The sequence below is a fragment of the Pseudomonas sp. DCB_AW genome, assembly GCF_026240895.1.
Lineage (GTDB): Bacteria > Pseudomonadota > Gammaproteobacteria > Pseudomonadales > Pseudomonadaceae > Aquipseudomonas > Aquipseudomonas kermanshahensis.
On sequence record NZ_JAPFCE010000169.1, the window covers coordinates 1 to 470 of the forward strand.

Here is a 470-nt window from a genome sequence, read left to right on the forward strand (position 1 = left end):
GAGAGTTTGGTACCGCCGCCACCATGGAGTTTGGGCTGAGCTGGCTTTTTCTTGTGGCTATTTTAAAAGGTGTCCAGTGTGAAGTGCAGCTGGTGGAAAGCGGCGGAGGCCTGGTGCAGCCCGGTCGAAGCCTGAGACTGAGCTGCGCCGCCAGCGGCTTCACCTTTGACGACTACGCCATGCACTGGGTCCGCCAGGCCCCTGGCAAGGGACTGGAATGGGTGTGCGGCATCAGCTGGAACAGCGGCAGCATCGGCTACGCCGACAGCGTGAAGGGCCGGTTCACCTGCAGCCGGGACAACGCCAAGAACAGCCTGTACCTGCAGATGAACAGCCTGCGGGCCGAGGATACTGCTCTTTATTACTGTGCAAAAGATACACAGTGGTAGTACTCCACTGTCTGGGTGTACAAAAACCTCCCTGCACGCCTCTCTAACCTCACAATTCTGTGCCAATGAGACCAAACTCTC

Annotated in this window: 1 protein-coding gene; it reads left to right on the plus strand. The window is 57.9% G+C overall.

Annotated elements, in window-relative coordinates:
• Positions 1-389 (plus strand): hypothetical protein (locus tag OO306_RS28105; RefSeq protein WP_265970391.1); only part of this gene is annotated, 389 nt, incomplete at its 5' end.
• Between the last annotated feature and the right edge of the window lie 81 nt (positions 390-470).